Source organism: Salinivibrio sp. IB868, assembly GCF_001995655.1.
In the GTDB taxonomy this organism is placed as follows: Bacteria; Pseudomonadota; Gammaproteobacteria; order Enterobacterales; family Vibrionaceae; genus Salinivibrio; species Salinivibrio siamensis.
Window position 1 is genome coordinate 187053 of the sequence record NZ_MUEW01000004.1, and the last position, 16805, is coordinate 203857.

The window sequence follows — 16805 nt, forward strand, 5'->3', positions numbered from 1 at the left end:
CTAGGAAAGGCTGGAGGTAAGCTCGCCGTCATTGTGAGGTATTGACAGACGATAAAGCTCACCATCGTAGTCTAAATTGGTGACTAACCACGCGCTTCGTGACTTAGAACGGTCGTCGAATTTAAGCCCACAATGATAACGCTCACCTTTAAGGCGGTGACTCAATATCACGCCGCTCATTGTCAACGCTTGGCTGGCAGGGATACCTGTCAGGCTAAGCGCTGCACTTTGCTCCTCATCAATCTGCAAGCCAATCGCACGGTAAGAAAACAAGCACCCGCCCACAGAGAGATCGTGTATCGTCACGGGCACGCTGGCTTTACCGTCTATATTTAACGCTGCAGAGAGCTCGACATTAAAACGCTTGTCTTGGCGCAAAGGCGTGGCGCTCGCACCGTCACGCACAAGCTCGACACATAAAAGGGTATGGTGAGCTTCCATCAAGCCTTGTACTTTTCCACCAAATCGAATCAGCGATCCATCGGCAGAAACACCATGAAGACGTAAACTATAACCCGCCCCAAAGTACTGCTTTTTCTGTTGGCTCGACAGTTTAGGCAGTTGCAGATAACAAAAACGTTGTCCATCACTGCCAATCAACAACCCATTAAATCGGAACAAAGCTTTAGTAGGCGTCTGAATGTGAACACGCACCAAGGTTGCCACCCCCAACTTAAGTACCGCGTGAGTGACAGCTAAAGCGATGGCTTCTTGGTTTTTTTCTATCGCATTAAGTTGCTCTTTTCTTGGCATAATGGCGTTCGTTATCGTCCGCTAATAGGGATTTCAGTGTTTTTATTAAGATCGGTTGCGTTGAGTATAGATCGCCCTATTCGCCCATGTTACTTTTTCGATACATAAAGCACTCATCTATCAAGGACACATCATGAAAGGGACGCTAAAACGGCTACTGATAGGCTCAATACTGGCCTGCTCCCCCCTTGCCCAAGCCAGCGATGACGCGGCATGTGGCAAGGTCTCTATCGCGGATATGAATTGGAACTCAGCCACACTCATGGCACATGTTGATCAATTTATCTTAGCCCATGGGTATGGGTGTGATGCTTCTCTTGTCCCAGGCGACACCATGCCTACTGGCGTCTCAATGACAGAAAAAGGCGAGCCTGATATTGCCCCAGAGTTTTGGACAAACTCACACAAAGCAATGTTGGATAAAGGCGTGCAAGAGGGACGGTTAAGGTATGCAGGCGATGCATTCTCACAAGGTGGCAACGAAGGCTTTTGGGTACCCAAATACATGGTCGATCAACACCCCGAGTTAGCGACCATTGAAGGTATCAAAGCGCATCCAGAGCTGTTCCCTCACCCTGAAGACCCTGACAAAGCCGCATTTATGGGCTGCCCGGCGGGGTGGACATGTCAAATCTCAGCCCAGCACATTTTTAACGCCCTTGAATTGGACAAAGCCGGCTTTGAAATTGTCGACCCAGGCTCTGCGGCAGGCTTAGCCGGTACCATCGCACGAGCCAATGAGCGAAAAAACCCTTGGTTTGGTTATTATTGGGCGCCGACCCCTGTGATGGGAAAGTATGAAATGGTTGAAGTCGATTTGGGTGCCGATGTCAATTTAGCGCACTACAAACAATGTATCACCCAAGCGGACTGCCGTTCACCCCAGGTCACCGCATTTCCCACCTCTCCCGTGCATTCGCTAACCACAGCATCCTTTGCCAAACAAGCGCCCGCGGCATTTAACTATATCAGCCGCCGTGAATACGATAACCAAGTAATGAGTGACATGCTGGCTTGGATGGATACCTACCAAGCAGACGGTGAAATAGCCGCAGACGAGTTTCTTCGCCGCTACCCTGCCGTTTGGCATCAATGGGTTGATGCACAAACCGCGCAACGTGTCGAAGACGCGCTGCGATAATGGTAGAACATACACGGTGGGAGACATAAACAGACAAGACTTGCCGAGCGTCAAACATGACCTCGGCAAGCATAAAAGTGTGTTACTCGATCACGCCAAGCTCACGGAGGCGTTCCATCAAATAACTGTTAGCTGTATGGCGCTCAGACAGTACAACATCTGGCTTAGGGTGCAAAAATAGCGGCAGCGAGATACGCGCTTTGGTTTTATCCGCACCTTCCGGGTTCACGACACGGTGAGTGGTAGAAGGGAAATAACCGCCGGATGCTTCTTGAAGCATATCACCAATATTGACGATTAAATTACCAAAATCACAAGGTACATCTAACCAGCTCCCATCTTTCGCTTTCACTTGCAAGCCAGGCTCATTGGCAGCAGGCAATATTGTCAGCAAATTAATGTCTTCATGAGCAGCCGCTCGAATCGCCCCAAGCTCTTCATCACCCTTTAACGGCGGGTAGTGTAAGACACGCAATAAGGTCTGTTGGCTACCATTAATCATGCTGGAGAGTGGTTGCGAGAAGTGTTGGCTTATATCTGATGGGGATTGGCGCTCGACCCACGAGAGCAAGGTTTCCGCTAAATGTGTAGCATGCTCGTAATACGACTGTAAATTGCCTCTCAAGGCGTCTGGACACTGTCCCCATGGGTAATAATGAAAGAACTCTTTCAGATCACGCTTGGTATGGCCTTTCGCGGTCTCTGCGACTTTTGAGGGAAAAAAGCCGTCTTGCGTGTCGGGCTTATAGGTAAAGCGGTGCTTGTCTTCGGTATTAAAAAAACCTTCCCATTGCTGATAGATATCGGCGACCCATTGTTGCTGTAATGGGTGATTTTTTAATACACCAAAACCTGTTTCACGTAGGGATTTAACAAACGCCTGCTCTGCATCAGGCGCAGTAAAGTCAATGGCTTGCAGTGTCATAATGCTCTCGTAATCGTTTGCTTTTTATCATGAGGTAAGTGAAACAATAGTTTAACAGGCAGGTTAACGGGTACAATGCCATCCTGTTCTTAGAGAGAAACGCTTTGTTTCTATAAGGGCACAATCTAACCTCAAGATAGGCAAACGTGTATCACGTGTTACACTCTATGCCGTTGTCAACGCATGGAGGTTATATGGGCGTTATTCGTTGGATCCTAGGTAAAATTATTCTGGTTGTAGAGTCATTGACCCAACCCAAATCCCCTCAATTAAACGCAGCGCAAAAGCAGGCGATGGACACATTGGCACAGCAGGTCACTCTATATCAATTCGCGGCCTGCCCCTTTTGTGTAAAAGTGCGCCAGGCAAGCCGAAAACTCGGCTTACCGCTTCAGACCAAAGACGCGAAGCGCAACATGGATGCCAGAAAAGAGCTTGAACAAGGGGGAGGGCGAATCAAAGTACCCTGTTTGCGTATCCAACAGGCAAACGGCGAGGCGCGCTGGATGTACGAATCGGATGATATTATTGCCTACTTAAACAAACAGGCGACACCAATTATCGAAAAATAATTAGACACCCGCCAAGCTAGCGTCTATGTTTTTAGTGACAAGACTCCTTCGCTTGCCCCTTGTTGCCCGACCGGCTTATGCCTTTTATCGGGCTTTGCTAAACTGCCCTAGCCCTATGCGTGGGCAGTTTTCTTTTTCAATTCAACAATAAATCTCGTGACTGTGTCTGATCGATTTACACGATCCACCCACCCTTACTACGGGAGAAATGGACCCTTTCCCATTTTCCTTCGGAGCGTATATCATGGCGGTCACCGCTCTGTCTTGAGTTAGATTCAATCACAAACTAGCTTTAAAAAGATGGAGATAATAAGGAGTGTGACATGACAACGTACGATCCCAGATATACTATCCGCAAAAGCCGTTATACCGACCAACTCATTTTGCTAGCGCTGTTGTGTCTCATGCTGGTCAGTCATGCTGTCGAAGCAAGACCGATTTTGACCATTTATGGTGATGTCGCCAAGCAATCCTTTACTCGTGAGGAGCTGATGCAGCTGGCCGACCGCACAATTGAAACGGAAACCCCTTGGACGGAAGGTCAGCAGGTTTTTCTCGGTGTGTCAGCACAAAAACTGTTAAAAACGTATGACAAGCAAGGCCATGAATTGAAAGTTCACGCCCTCAATGATTATTGGTCCAAAATGCCGACTGACGAGATTAATAAGTACAACCCTGTTTTCGCCATCAAGAAAAACGGCGAGTGGATGCCTATTCGCGACAAAGGGCCGATTTGGGTTATCTACCCATTATCCGAATTTAATCAGTACGATAATGAGATTTTACACAGCCGTATGGTGTGGCAAGTTAACCATATTGAAATATTAGAAAAAGAATAACAACAGCCCTATTGGCTCAACCACGGTTTTTGCCTACTCCACGAGCCTCTAGGCTAGACCACAAGCAGCTAGGCAAAACACAGCAGTAAAGGAATATATTGGTATGGTAAAGCGCCCTCTTATCGGTTTCATCATTTTTGCATTTACCACGTTAGCCTTCGCGGCCTCAGCGCTTTACCAGTTTCATAATGCCTACGCACGACAGGCACTGCATACCCAATTGTCAGCATGGGCTTTAGCACAAATGGAGCTCGAAACCTTAGAGTTTCGTAATGAGCTCGCCTTGTACCTCGCCACGGCCTCAGACAAACAGTCCCTTGTCCTGTCCTATGACATCCTATGGAGTCGTTATGACACGTTTTTAAGCAGCCAAGAGGCTGCGCCCATGCGTCGTACGTTTGATGCCCAGCCCGTGGTACAACGTGCTTTTCGTTTAATTCAGCAACATGAGCAAGCGGTATTGAACGGTGACCGGCAGCGACTTTCTGGCCTTCTTCATGAAATGGATATTGTGCTGCCTCAGGTACGAAATCTGATGGTCAATAATTTTACCGGGCCGGCAGCTATCGAACAGCGTGAATTTTTACAAGACCAAATAAAAACCATGTACGCGGCCATCATTATACTGATGTCGTTATTGATTTTTTTCGCCTTTCGCCTCTATCGCAATAGTAGCAAACAGCAAAAAATGGCATGGCACGATAGTCTCACTGGCCTACCCAATCGCAATTACCTTTTGGAGTATCTCTACAAAGCAGCACATAAAAAACAAATACATACCTTATTGCTGATCGATGTTCGTCGTTTTAAAGACATCAATGACCTGATGGGATACGAACAAGGCGATGTCGCGCTAACACAGTTAGCCAATGAATTAAAAAGCATGTGTTTGCCTTACGGTTATCCTTGCGCGCGGATCAGCAGTAATGAGTTTGCGGTTCTCGCATACACCGACAATCGTCAGCTGAGCTTCTTTACTCAGCCTTTGTGCAACGCGCTGCGAAGCGCGATCGACAGTGTCTACCCAGGCCATCGATTAGCGGTGGCTATTGGCGTCGCAAAGAGCCTCGATTTGGATGACAATGTCATTAGAAATCATCGTCAGTTTGCCAATCAACTGTTAAACAACGCGGACCTTGCACTGATGAAAGCCAAACGAGCGCCTGTGACGCAAGACAGTGTTGATATATTTAAAGCGGAGTACGAACAAGAAGCGAAGCAACGTCGTCAATTACGCGATGAGCTCAAGGCTCACCTTGACGACCCTTATCAAGAGACACTCTATGTATTGTTTCAACCCATGGTGGCAGCGACGTCAAGACGCCTTGGCTGTGAGTGTCTAATTCGCTGGGACCATGCTGAGTTTGGTCCCATTGATCCAGAGCTCATCGTCAATGTCGCCGAAGAGTCAGGCCTGGGTCGGAGATTAGGCGCCTGGCTTTTGCGTCAAGTTTATCTGGCATTAAATACCGAATGGCAAACCATTAATGACCGCATTGATATTGCGATTAACCTGTCTGACTCGTTTTTCAACGAGTCCTTGATTGCCGATGTAATCACTGTATTTGCCGATCACCCAGAACAACGTAAACAACTGATTTTTGAGGTCACAGAGACAATGACCATCGACGATATTGGTCGCTTCAATCTGCTGATGAATCAACTGCGCGACGTCGGTATTCGGATAGCGCTGGATGATTTCGGCACGGGTTGGTCATCCATGTCGGTACTCAGCCACCTTAGTTTTGATAAAGTCAAAATTGATCGCTCATTTGTCACCGGCATGGCCAATACACCGCGCCAGCATGTGTTAGTCGATACCATTTGTCATATGGCCCATCAGCTCGATATTCGCGTGGTCGCCGAAGGCGTCGAAACACAAGAACAACTCACCAGCCTAAAACAGATGGGCGTTGACGAATTCCAAGGCTACTTCTTCGCCAAACCGCTATCCGCACTGGACTTTTATGCTTTCTGCATCGATCACTTAAATCATAAAGACAAGTTATTGATGAATGATTAATCAAACACTTCTTCTATATCGACCACTTTTGAGCGGTTAACCGTAATTTTCCAACGCTGATACACCGTCGGCTGCCCTTTTAACCGCTGACAACTAATAAGGTTGAATTGATGCCGCTTTTCAACCGAATCTTTGAGTACTTGGCCTTCATTAAGCCGATATAAGCGCTGACTACCACGGTCCATAAGGCGAGAAAAAGAGCGGAAATCAAATTTCCACACGTCACGAGTGGTGTCATAACCCGACAAAAAACGGGTTGTCTCTAACTGTGTTTTCACTTTAAGACGCACTACCGCCTCTTCCCGTTGACGCAGTTTGCCACGACGCAATTTCTTCACTTCATCGGGTAGGGCAGCAAAATCCATATAATCTAGCCACTCTAACTGCCGACCTATTTGTCGATTGGATGTGGGGTCAATAAAACGTTTTCGCCACTTGGGACGTCCTTTACGAATCCAGCGCCACAACGCGTCACGTAAATCATCTTTAAAGATCTCTCGCAATGCATACACACCCGCCATGGCCAACACGAACGATAGGGTGATTTCGCCTAAATATTGACGTGCACGGACAATAACAGTGGTGACAAACAGCATCACAAACGCCGTCGCGGACGCTTTAGCCAGTTTGTTAAGGTTTTTACCTAGCGCCTGCGGCACTTGGCGAATCGTCACGGGAAACTCAATCAAGCGGCGCGCCAAGCGCATCTTATTGACCATACGAGTGGGATCGCGCCGTGCTTTATCCGAGTTATAACGGTTAACGAGGCGGTGTGCCTCTTCAGCTTGGCACAATTCAATCAATTGCTGGCGTACCCCCTTGTAGACGTTTCCACGCGGCATATGGGCTAATAACGACAGAAAACGTTGCTCCGTCAACCAAGATAAATAGTTGTCTATATTATGGTAATACTTGAGTAGCTTGGTATTTTGCGGTTTATAGCGCCGGAGTCGCCGTAAAATCTCCACCGCCATCTCTATCGTATCTTCTAACTGCTCTAACGCTTGTTCATCCTCTAGCCCAGAAACGGATTCAAAAAAATCGTGCGTCGCTTTTTCGAGCGATAAGGCATACTGATACGCATAGAGACTCAAGCTCACTCGATATTGTTCGGTTGGCAGTTTGTCACGACTGGCTAGGCGAGCATGTACCAAGGGCAGATGATAACGAGACGTAAAATACGTTCGACTATTGGCGAGGACACGGTAGTAAAACTCATCTTCAGAAAGCACATGCTTACCAAACTTAAGCTCACCAGGGACGAAGAGATAAAACTCGACCTCTTGGGCACTGACTTCCTCGTTGAGCACAGCCACCCTGACTGATAAGCCCTCATGTTTGTCTACTGTGATCACGACTGCTCTCCTGTGAACGCCAATAAATTTGCTACCAAGCCCATCCCCCATAATACGCGTACGACCAAGGTGTTACGAGTATCGCACATTTACCGCAACACAAGTGAAAAACCGCCATATCGCGTCAATCAAACTGGTCGTTTTTTGCTCAATCGATCGTCTTGGGGTTGCTCTCCACGACTCACGCGTACTGCCGCCATTGCCTACAAAGAAATTAACGGGGTTATCCACAGGTACAGTAGATAACTTTACAATCAAAGCGCTAAATATAATTCAGAGCGCACCATATCTAGTATGCATATGACAGCATCCTGTTCCATAGACGACGCTAGCCTCGAAGTCGCTTAGGCCAGTCGAGAAAGCAAAGCTGTGCATGCGTATTCGCAACCTCTGTCCAGTGCTCGACGGGATACTGCACCACCGCCACACCTGAGGTCGGCAAGTTATCCTTGGTCATTCCCACTCCATGCAAATAATTGTTTAGTGCGGGGTTGTGGCCAATAATCATCGCCACATCTTGCTCTAACTCGAGTGCTTGGATGGTATGAATGATTGCCGATGCATGCTCACTGTATAACGTTTCCTCTAAAACAATGGGCGGCTTATCGGTCAGCGTTTGTGCCACCAGCACTGCCGTATCTTTCGCGCGTTGCGCTGTGCTGGTCACAATCGTTTGTGGCTGGTGCAACCAAGCATTCAAGCGCTCCGCCATTTGCGGCGCTTGCCGAAATCCTCTCGGATTGAGCGGACGTTCGTGATCATCGAGGCTCGGATCATCCCAACTCGATTTTGCGTGGCGCATCAAAAATACCGTTTTCATCGTCACCCCCTCCATGTTCAATAAAAAAAGCGAGCCACGGCTCGCTTTTTGTTTTCACTGGTGCCTAGGCGGTTTAACTCGCCACGACTTGGCGCAAACGCTCCTGCACCACATTGACCAAAAGGTCGGGCTGGAATTTAGAGATAAACTGATTACAGCCCACTTTTTCAACCATTGCCTCATTGAAGCTACCGCTTAGTGAGGTGTTCAGTGCAATGTACAAATCACTCATCCGACTATCAGAGCGCACTTCATGCGTCAGTTTATAACCGTCCATTTCCGGCATTTCCGCATCAGTGATCATAAGCAAAATTTCGTCACTCACGTTTTTGCCTTCATCGCACCAACTCTTGAGCAAATTCAGTGCTTCAGCACCATTTTTCTTGATGATGCACTCAACGCCAAACTGCGACAAGGTTTCACTAACCTGCGCGCGCGCCGTGGATGAGTCATCGACAACCAGTACTCGCTGCCCTGTCATATAAGGGGTCAGTTGCGGGTCGAGGACATCTTCAGAAACGCCAACTTCATACGCAACGATCTCAGCCAGCACTTTTTCCACATCCACAATTTCCACTAAACGCGTTTGACCATCAAAGTCTTGGCGAGTAATGGCCGTTAAGTAATTATTGCGTCCAGAGCTGGAAGGCGGCTCCATGATCTCATCCCAGCCCATGTTTTTGATATTGATCACCTGCCCAACGAGGAACGCTTGGATGGTGCGGTTATATTCAGTCACGATAACGTTACATTCATCCGACATGCCTATCGAGCCCATGCCGATAGACTGACGTAGGTCAATCACCGGAATAGATTTGCCGCGAATCATGGCAACGCCACGGATGTTCGGATGGGAGCCAGGCATTTGGTTGAGCTTTGGCACTTTGATGACTTCACGTACTTTAAACACGTTGATGGCAAAAGGTTGGGTAGAGCCAAGGTAAAACATTAAAAGCTCGAGGCGGTTTTCACCCACCAATCGTGTCCGCGAATCTACCGAATCTAAAATATTGGTCATAGTCTACTCAACCGTCGTGTTACTGCTCATTCGCATTTATACGGACACGTAAATCCTTGCTAACGTGCCTCAATGTTGGGGCTTTTGTGTCGCGTTGCACTGAGACTTTCAAGTACCGAGACAAAAAGCGTGTTCTTTCTTATTTTAGGTAAGATACAGCCACAGGCAACCTCTTTGCAGAAGGTGACGTCTAAATGACTGGCTCACTTAGCCTATATCTTTCGCTATCTTAGCAAAAACCGTGGCCTAAAAGCGTGGTATACACCACGTTTAAATGAGACTATCAATAAGTTTCAAATGTGAGACAATGGTAGGCAAAAGTTTTATCTTTTCACCCGTTAGCCCTATCCTTGGGGTAAGAATAGGTGTTTAGAGACAACACTGTTACCCTAATCAGAAGACTGACGATAACACCCAGAGTGATGCTATGAAGAGCAAAGCGAATCAAGCACAAGGCATGTTGATGTTCCGCCTCACCGCCACCCAATCTTTCGCGATTGGCACGCTGAAGGTACGAGAAATCATTCCTTTTCAGCCGCTCACGGATTTGCCGGGATCTCACCCAACGGTGATCGGAACCACTAGCTTCCGTGGCATCGCGACCCCTGTCATTGATATGGCAAAAGCGATTGGCTACAAACCCGTGGCCAAGTCAGAATGGGAGTCTTGCTACATTATCGTGACCGATTGTCAGCGCCGGGTGATGGGCTTTTTGGTCCGTGGAATCGACAAGATCAGCGAGTGCGATTGGCGTTCTATTTCAGAGCCACCGGAAACCTTAGGAACACGCGCGTTTCTTACCGGCGTGATGAACATCGACGACAAGTTGGTGCAACTGCTTGATGTTGAATACATTATGGAGCACATTTTCCCCTCTGATCCTGACAAGCTGCACCCCATCTTAGCCGACGTCGATCGTGAGAAACTCAAACCCATGAATATCCTCTTGGTCGATGACTCATTGACGGCGAGACGGCAATTATCAGAGGCGCTTGATAGTATAAACATCCCCTACTTTGTCACCAATAACGGCCTAGAAGCGCTGCAAATGATGAAAAATGCCGCCTCAGCCGGCAAGCCATTTGATATTATTGTTAGCGATATCGAAATGCCTGGGATTGATGGCTATGAGCTAGCCTTTGAAATCCGCAGCGACGATAAGCTGGCGGAAGCTTACTTGATATTACACACCTCGCTATCAAGTGATATCAGTGTCGACCGTGCCAAACAAGTCGGGGCGCACGAAGCACTGACGAAATTCGATGCCACTGAGCTAGTGCAAGCCATGTTGCGCGGCGCGATGATGAAAACATCCGGTTCATCGGTCAAGCTCGAGGGCAGCCCAACCGACTACTGAGCGTGATTACCACGTTATCGGTGAGCCTTGATATGTGTCATGACACTGTCAATGCTCACCTGTTATCGTTGCCACCATCAATCAGCGAAGAAGGTAGGGTGACGGTTTAGCCAGCTAATGAGGTTGTTGATAAACTGGCCTCACAATGTCTTTTCTTCACCCGCCTGTTTCATTCAAGTGTTTAAAAACTCCTCACTTCAAGCGCGAAAAGACTGGGTTTGCGGCAGCGCTTGTGGTTTAATTTTTTCATACTTCAAAAGATAGAAGGCGACTACTATGACCAGCGTATACGAGATCGTTAAGCACTCACGACAAAAGAACAAACTGAAGCGCGAAATCCAGGACAACGACAAGAAAATCCGCGACAACCAAAAGCGGGTGGTGCTGTTAGAAAACTTGCTCGACTACATCCAGCCAGAGATGTCCTATGAAGAGATCGTGGAGATCATCAAAAACATGAAAGGCGATTACGAAGATCGCGTTGATGACCACATCATCAAAAATGCGGAAATTTCTAAGCAGCGCCGTGAAATCAGCCGCACTATCAAAGAACTAACTAAACAAAGCAAGGGCGGCAAATAAGCCCACATTAAGGAATGTCTCGTCCTAAAATAGGTTGACAGTTCTTAGGCCAGCTCCAGTAGCTGGCTTTTTTGATGGATTTCTTCATAGCGTCCAGATGTTTCCCCTCTTCAGTCATTCCCTACCGCGTTAGCTTGTGCCAAACGATTTGTCGACGTGCGGATATCACTAGACACAGGCTTATTTAGTCATTGCGTTTTTATACTCTTTTTTCAAGAGGCTAGATTAAATGCATCAATCCAACTATCTATGTATTGACAATCAGGTTACATATCAATAATCATAATGATATCCATTATCATTTGATACTGGAAAAAGGTAGTGACGTAGACGTATCTGCAGGGAGGCAGCCTCACTATGCCCTGCAGGGTTGTAACGTATAAGGATAATTATGAACACCAAAAAAGCAGTCAGCTTTTCGCTCTCACCGCTGGCGTTAGTGCTCAGTGCCCATCTCGCCCACGCCGCCCCTTCTGCGGCCAATACCGAAACCATCATTGTCACCGGCAGTAAAATTCAAACCACGATCGCCGATTCAGCCAGCACCAACTGGGTGATCACCAATGAAGAATTAACCCGTGAAATTCAAGGCGGTGAGTCATTAAAAGGGGCGCTAGGAAAGCTGATCCCAAGCTTTGACTTTGGCAGCACCAACGCACGTACCAACGCCTCACAGAATTTACGTGGCCGCAGCGCGCAAATCATGATTGATGGCGTGGCATTGAATGCCGCTCGCACCATTAGCCGCCAACTGGATAGTATCGACCCCTTTAATGTCGCCCGTGTTGAGGTACTGTCAGGCGCGACCTCCATTTATGGCGCGGGCGCAACCGGCGGTATTATCAATATCATCACCAAACGAGGTGAAGCAGGCGATGCGCAACTCGAGGTGCAGACTGGCGTCACCACTGGGTTTAACAACAGCGAAGACCTGACCAAGAAAGCCGCAGTCGCGGTATCCGGCGGCAGTGAAACCTTGCAAGGGCGCTTATCCGTGGCGTATGAAGGTAAAGGTGCGGCCTACGACGGCAATGGCGATCCTATTTTGCCCGATGTCACCCAAACTGATACCCAATTCAATGACAGCATTGATGTAATGGGTAACTTAGATTACAGCCCTGACGACAAGCAGCACCTTTCCCTGACTGCACAATACTATAACAGTCAGCAAGATACGGATTATGGGATTGATTACGGGCCTAAAACATCCGTTCCTGTAGGCAATATCTATCCGGATTACGCTGGATATGGCGATGTAGAATTATATGCTGGCTTGATAGACTCATCTTATTTGAAGCGCTCGGACGGATTAGTGTTAAGCGAGCAGCCTTTTACCGAAAGGTTGATGCTTAACACTCAATATAGTCACGCTAATGTCGCTGGTCACTCCCTTTTGGCTCAAGTCTATTACCGCGAAGAGACATTCGGGAACTTTCCCTTTCCAATGATTTCCGAGTCATTCAAGCAAAAAGTTGATTACGCTCTTTCTGGTGATATATCAGCTCCCACACTAGCATTCGGTGCCTCAGAGCAGAGCAATGACGTACTAGGCGCAAAATTGCTGCTACAAAAAGACTTTACTCAGGCAACACTGAACTATGGTGTGGACTATTCGCATGAGACCTTTAGTGCGTTTCAACGTATCTACGACCCATCAGTTAGTGCAACGAGCCAAGGGTTGAGCTTTAAGCACAAAGCAAATATCGATCGTTATCCTGACTTCACCACACAAAATATCGGGGTCTTCAGCCAAATTGATTGGGCAATCACAGATAAAACTAACTTGTTCGCTGGCATTCGCTATCAAAATACTGAGTATGATGGTGATAGTTTTGTCAGTGTATATAAGCAACTCGCTACCCTGCTAGACGGAAAACCGCAGGCAGAAGCTATCCCTGGCGGTAAAGCGGATAAAGATATCTGGCTCTTTAATGCCGGAATTAAATATGACCTTACTGACAAGCAACAAGTATGGGCAAACTTTAGCCAAGGCTTCAATATGCCCGATCCCAGTAAGTTTTACGGCTACGGCTCATACTCTGGCTCTGCTTTAGATGATTACGTTAGCGTCAGTAATGTAGGCCTCGATGGTCAAAAAACAGACTCTTACGAGCTAGGGTGGCGCCTAAGCAATGCATCATTTAACACTCAGTTATCTGCGTACTATTCACTTTCTGACAAAACCTACAAATACTCCAATACACAGCTCGAGCTAGATAACAATGAACAACGTATTTATGGCTTAGAAGGTCAAGTCAACTACTATATTTCTGATAATTGGTACTCTCGCTTGCAAGGCCATCTTGTCGAAAGTGAGGAAAAAGATAAAGGCACATGGAAAGACCTGAGTATCTACACCGCCAGCCCATCAACGGCGATGGCAGCGATCGGATACGATAACTTCGATTGGGGCACTGAGCTTAACCTGCAACATGTTGGTGACTTATCAGATAAAGAGGGTGATCGCCTCGAGGGCTATGAACTTGTCGGTCTCAATGGTTACTACGCCTTGCCAGTCGGTCAAATTAACTTTGGTATCCAAAATCTACTGGATAAAGATTACCTAACTATTTGGAGTCAAAAGGCACAAAAAGTCTATAGCCCAAGTATTCCAGCGGATCTAGTCACCTATCAAGGCGTTGGCCGCACCTTTAGCTTAAGCTACAGCGCCACGTTTTAATTATGTTCCTTTTCGCGCCCAGTCCTGCTGGGCGCCTGGACGTTGCAGCTTCCCGGTTTTCCTACCAATACCCTCACCCACTGACACCCCGTCGTCTGTCATGAAGAACGAACAGCTCGCGTGGGTATCACTGCCGTTTCGTCCCAAATAAGAAAAGCGCGTGGTGTGATTACAATGTGATTTCATTGGCTTAATCACGCTTCATTGCGTGGCAAGGGATGAAGTCAGTAACTACACTGTTTGGTAGTTCATCAATCACATCGCGAGAAAGAATGAATGAAAGTCATTTTGCTGTCTTTTTTACTCAGCATTACCCTCGTTAGCCACGCTCACGCAAGAGACATTACCTTTGGTATCGTGCCACAGCAATCTGCAATTACATTGGCTAACAACTGGGGTCCAATTTTAAAGTACGTCTCTCAACAATCGGGGTACAACCTTGTCTTTCGTACTGCCAAAGACATTCCCGAATTCGAAGGACGTGTACTCACCGGTGAATATGATGTCGCTTACATGAATCCTTACCACTATACGGTTTTCCACCAAAAACCTGGCTACCAAGCATTTGCGAAGCAAAAAGATAAGCGGATTCACGGTATTTTAGTCGTCAAAAAAGACGCGTCCATTTCCTCACTTGAAGCGCTCGATGGCAAGCGCTTAGCGTTTCCTTCACCGGCCGCGTTTGCCGCCAGTGTGGTGCCTCGTGCCGCGCTGAAAAATCAAGGCATAAACATTACACCGCAATATGTCTCGTCCCATGACTCCGTTTACTTAAACGTTGCGCGAGATTTCTTTATTGCCGGTGGTGGCATTGAACGGACGTTTAATAATACCGATCCCGTGGTTAGCAAACAGTTGCAAGTATTATGGAAAACCCCCGGCTACACACCTCATGCGTTCGCATTTCATCCTGACCTTGACCCTCAAGTCGCCGATGCGATTAAAGCGGCCTTTCTCTCCCTCAATAACAGTGACAAGGGCCAAACGCTGCTGGGAAATATCAGTTTTAAAGGGATAGAGCCAGCACAGAACGAGGATTGGGACGATGTAAGAGCGTTAAATATTACGCTGTTGCAACACTTATTGAGTGACTAGCCCATGTCCTTACGATTAAAAACCATCTTAGGTGTCGCTCTGATTGAGGCGATCCTGTTGGCGATTCTGCTGACTTTGACTCTCAACTATTTAGAAACCACCAACTACCAAGGGCTCAACCAACGTGCCAGTTCAACAACCCAGTTATTCGCTTCCACGGTAAAAAATGCGGTGTTATCGTTCGATCTCGCCACTGTTGACTCCTTTACTCAAGAGCTACTCCATAACAGCGATATTATGTATGTCGCGGTTGTAGGCGATAACGGAAGCATCCTATCATCAGCCGGGGACCTTCCTGATTCTTTCAATACAGACATTCTTGAGATGAATGCACAGTCCGTCACGGATGGACTGTATGATGTACGCGCGACCATTTCCGAGTCGAACATTGAGTTTGGATCGGTCTGGATTGGCTTTGACCTAACAGGCCTATTGAGCCAGATACAAGATGCCAAAAACTGGAGCATGCTCATTGTGCTGGGCGAGATGCTGTTAGTGGCCTTATTCTCTTATCTATTGGGGAGCTATCTCACCCAGCGCTTATCAGAGCTTAAAAACGCCGCCGATACTATCGCCAGTGGCAAAAGAAACGTTCACATTTCAACCCACGGCAAAGATGAACTGGCCAGTGTGGCTACCGCGTTTACCAATATGATTCAAGCATTGCGTGATTCCGAAAACAAAACCGAGACCTACCAAAAGCGGTTAGAGGAAGCGAATCAATCGCTGGAAACCAAGGTGGCGCGACGTACCGCTGACCTAGTGCAATCGAATGAACAGCTACGCGAGATAAATCATCAACTCAAGCAAACGCAGGAGAAGCTGGTCGAAAGCGAGAAAATGGCCTCGATTGGGACCATGGCGGCAGGAGTTGCTCATGAGATCAATAACCCCATCGGCGTGGTGAAAAGTAACCTTCAAATGTGTCAAGAGTATCTCGAGACCTATCAAAAGTGGACAGATATTGCCGAGCGAGTTGTTCACCAATCAGAGCCAATTGAGACCCTCACTCGCTGGAAACAACGTCACTTCGTGGATGACATCTACGATGATTTCAGTGATAGCCTTGCCGATGCTAACGACTGTGTGCAACGCGTGATCAATATTGTTTCCGCCTTACAGCAGTACTCCAGTTATAATCAACAAACACGCCAACACTTTCAAAGCGTTGAAATCTTTGCGGTGATTGATGAGGCGCTGAATACCCTGTCTCCACCCAAGAATATCAACATATCTATTGCTGCCAGTATCTATCAACTTCCTCCAGTGATGGGCCGCCATGACGAACTGGTCATGCTGTTTAAAGAAGTGCTCAAAAATGCACTTCAAGCTTGTGAACGCGGTCATGCAACGATGACACATCATATTGACGTAGCCGGTATGGAGAATGACGATTTGTGCACCATCACGGTGAAAGACTCAGGACCAGGGCTACCTCAAGATGACAGCCACCGTGTTTACGATCCCTTCTTCACCACCTTGCCCGTTGGACAAGGTATGGGGCTCGGGTTGACTTATGCCTATGATATTGTTCGCCATCATCAAGGGACGATACAGCTTACTTCAACCACGGACGGCACCACAGCGACCATCGTACTCGTGCGTCAGGTCACTCATGCAGCGGCGAATAATGCTTAATCACTGC

Annotated in this window: 14 protein-coding genes; 9 read left to right on the forward strand and 5 right to left on the reverse strand. The window is 47.5% G+C overall.

Annotation, left to right across the window (positions count from 1 at the left end; all coding sequences use genetic code 11):
- Positions 1-753: a PilZ domain-containing protein gene (locus BZG20_RS06355; protein ID WP_077578473.1), complete on the reverse strand. Its 753-nt coding sequence runs from the start codon at positions 751-753 to the stop codon at positions 1-3.
- A gap of 133 nt (positions 754-886) precedes the next feature.
- On the opposite strand from BZG20_RS06355, the gene BZG20_RS06360 reads away from it, so the two are divergent.
- Entirely contained in the window at positions 887-1894 is a 1008-nt protein-coding gene (locus BZG20_RS06360; RefSeq protein ID WP_077578474.1) for an ABC transporter substrate-binding protein, read from the forward strand.
- Positions 1895-1976: 82 nt separating this feature from the next.
- Here the strand turns inward: BZG20_RS06360 and BZG20_RS06365 are convergent, their stop codons facing one another.
- Positions 1977-2819 carry a 2OG-Fe(II) oxygenase family protein gene (locus BZG20_RS06365; RefSeq protein WP_046075660.1) on the reverse strand — a complete coding sequence of 281 codons (843 nt, stop codon included), beginning with the start codon at positions 2817-2819 and terminating at the stop codon, positions 1977-1979.
- A gap of 194 nt (positions 2820-3013) precedes the next feature.
- Between BZG20_RS06365 and BZG20_RS06370 the strand changes: the two genes are divergently transcribed.
- The 3 genes from BZG20_RS06370 to BZG20_RS06380 all read left to right on the forward strand — a co-directional run bounded on the left by BZG20_RS06370 (position 3014) and on the right by BZG20_RS06380 (position 6253).
- A complete protein-coding gene (locus BZG20_RS06370; RefSeq protein WP_046075659.1) occupies positions 3014-3391 on the forward strand; it encodes a glutaredoxin in 378 nt (125 codons plus the stop codon).
- Positions 3392-3714: 323 nt separating this feature from the next.
- Positions 3715-4230 (forward strand): oxidoreductase, encoded by a 516-nt coding sequence (locus tag BZG20_RS06375; protein ID WP_162274050.1) that lies wholly within the window; start codon positions 3715-3717, stop codon positions 4228-4230.
- A gap of 103 nt (positions 4231-4333) precedes the next feature.
- Positions 4334-6253: a bifunctional diguanylate cyclase/phosphodiesterase gene (locus tag BZG20_RS06380; protein WP_077578475.1), complete on the forward strand. Its 1920-nt coding sequence runs from the start codon at positions 4334-4336 to the stop codon at positions 6251-6253.
- Here BZG20_RS06380 and BZG20_RS06385 read toward each other — a convergent pair.
- The 3 genes from BZG20_RS06385 to BZG20_RS06395 form a co-directional block, all read right to left on the reverse strand.
- Complete coding sequence (locus BZG20_RS06385; RefSeq protein WP_046075657.1) at positions 6250-7608, reverse strand: hypothetical protein; 1359 nt, start codon at positions 7606-7608, stop codon at positions 6250-6252. The genes BZG20_RS06380 and BZG20_RS06385 overlap by 4 nt on opposite strands.
- 328 nt (positions 7609-7936) lie before the next feature.
- A complete protein-coding gene (locus tag BZG20_RS06390) occupies positions 7937-8428 on the reverse strand; it encodes a histidine phosphatase family protein (protein WP_046075656.1) in 492 nt (163 codons plus the stop codon).
- A gap of 73 nt (positions 8429-8501) precedes the next feature.
- Positions 8502-9446 (reverse strand): chemotaxis protein CheV, encoded by a 945-nt coding sequence (locus BZG20_RS06395; protein ID WP_046075655.1) that lies wholly within the window; start codon positions 9444-9446, stop codon positions 8502-8504.
- Between the two features lie 427 nt (positions 9447-9873).
- On the opposite strand from BZG20_RS06395, the gene BZG20_RS06400 reads away from it, so the two are divergent.
- From BZG20_RS06400 to BZG20_RS06420, 5 genes are all read left to right on the forward strand, one after another.
- On the forward strand, positions 9874-10803 hold the full coding sequence (locus BZG20_RS06400) for a chemotaxis protein CheV (RefSeq protein WP_046075654.1): 930 nt from the start codon (positions 9874-9876) through the stop codon (positions 10801-10803).
- A gap of 276 nt (positions 10804-11079) precedes the next feature.
- Positions 11080-11385, forward strand: coding sequence for a DUF496 family protein (locus tag BZG20_RS06405; protein ID WP_046075653.1), 306 nt, complete (start codon positions 11080-11082; stop codon positions 11383-11385).
- Between the two features lie 391 nt (positions 11386-11776).
- Positions 11777-14065: a TonB-dependent receptor gene (locus tag BZG20_RS06410; RefSeq protein WP_077578477.1), complete on the forward strand. Its 2289-nt coding sequence runs from the start codon at positions 11777-11779 to the stop codon at positions 14063-14065.
- Positions 14066-14341: 276 nt separating this feature from the next.
- Positions 14342-15160: a phosphate/phosphite/phosphonate ABC transporter substrate-binding protein gene (locus BZG20_RS06415; protein ID WP_077578478.1), complete on the forward strand. Its 819-nt coding sequence runs from the start codon at positions 14342-14344 to the stop codon at positions 15158-15160.
- 3 nt (positions 15161-15163) lie between these two features.
- Positions 15164-16798, forward strand: coding sequence for an ATP-binding protein (locus tag BZG20_RS06420; protein WP_077578479.1), 1635 nt, complete (start codon positions 15164-15166; stop codon positions 16796-16798).
- The last annotated feature ends 7 nt before the right edge of the window (positions 16799-16805 follow it).

What these genes read in the sequence shown, in the direction of transcription:
- BZG20_RS06390 (WP_046075656.1), bottom strand. Translation starts at nt 8,428, where the DNA reads ATGAAAACGGTATTTTTGATGCGCCACGCAAAATCGAGTTGGGATGAT.
- BZG20_RS06410 (WP_077578477.1), top strand. Translation starts at nt 11,777, where the DNA reads ATGAACACCAAAAAAGCAGTCAGCTTTTCGCTCTCACCGCTGGCGTTA.
- BZG20_RS06395 (WP_046075655.1), bottom strand. Translation starts at nt 9,446, where the DNA reads ATGACCAATATTTTAGATTCGGTAGATTCGCGGACACGATTGGTGGGT.
- BZG20_RS06375 (WP_162274050.1), top strand. Translation starts at nt 3,715, where the DNA reads ATGACAACGTACGATCCCAGATATACTATCCGCAAAAGCCGTTATACC.
- BZG20_RS06365 (WP_046075660.1), bottom strand. Translation starts at nt 2,819, where the DNA reads ATGACACTGCAAGCCATTGACTTTACTGCGCCTGATGCAGAGCAGGCG.
- BZG20_RS06355 (WP_077578473.1), bottom strand. Translation starts at nt 753, where the DNA reads ATGCCAAGAAAAGAGCAACTTAATGCGATAGAAAAAAACCAAGAAGCC.
- BZG20_RS06370 (WP_046075659.1), top strand. Translation starts at nt 3,014, where the DNA reads ATGGGCGTTATTCGTTGGATCCTAGGTAAAATTATTCTGGTTGTAGAG.
- BZG20_RS06400 (WP_046075654.1), top strand. Translation starts at nt 9,874, where the DNA reads ATGAAGAGCAAAGCGAATCAAGCACAAGGCATGTTGATGTTCCGCCTC.
- BZG20_RS06380 (WP_077578475.1), top strand. Translation starts at nt 4,334, where the DNA reads ATGGTAAAGCGCCCTCTTATCGGTTTCATCATTTTTGCATTTACCACG.
- BZG20_RS06420 (WP_077578479.1), top strand. Translation starts at nt 15,164, where the DNA reads ATGTCCTTACGATTAAAAACCATCTTAGGTGTCGCTCTGATTGAGGCG.
- BZG20_RS06405 (WP_046075653.1), top strand. Translation starts at nt 11,080, where the DNA reads ATGACCAGCGTATACGAGATCGTTAAGCACTCACGACAAAAGAACAAA.
- BZG20_RS06360 (WP_077578474.1), top strand. Translation starts at nt 887, where the DNA reads ATGAAAGGGACGCTAAAACGGCTACTGATAGGCTCAATACTGGCCTGC.
- BZG20_RS06415 (WP_077578478.1), top strand. Translation starts at nt 14,342, where the DNA reads ATGAAAGTCATTTTGCTGTCTTTTTTACTCAGCATTACCCTCGTTAGC.